Raw genomic sequence first — 313 nt, 5'->3', positions numbered from 1 at the left:
GGGATAAACACTATTTTGATTGGTAAAGATCAATTAGTGCTCTATGGGTTAGAGCAACTCATTGACCAAAGTCAAACAAGGGCGATAGCTAATATAATAAAAATACTTACCAAAGACAAAAATGGACCTGAAACTATTATTCAAGCAATAGATAATCTTTATGAAGTAATTGAAAATGAAGGCCTTGACGTCCTTAGTCCTTTCAAAGGACAACATCCAGGTGATTTAGCTATGCCAAGGAAGAATGAAGTTGCTGCGGCATTCAATAGGATTAGATATTAAATAAAAAGAGACTGTCGCTAAATGGAAGTAG

General features: G+C 34.8%; 1 protein-coding gene. It reads left to right on the top strand.

Going from position 1 to position 313, the window contains the following annotated elements; translation table 11 throughout:
* On the top strand, nt 1-282 hold a 282-nt coding region (locus AOA59_RS32275; RefSeq protein WP_218212169.1), incomplete at its 5' end, for a hypothetical protein.
* Nucleotides 283-313: the final 31 nt, after the last annotated feature.

The organism is Pseudomonas sp. 2822-15 (assembly GCF_002742515.1).
GTDB classification, from domain to species: domain Bacteria; phylum Pseudomonadota; class Gammaproteobacteria; order Pseudomonadales; family Pseudomonadaceae; genus Aquipseudomonas; species Aquipseudomonas salomonii.
This window is presented reverse-complemented; position numbering and strand designations above follow the sequence as displayed.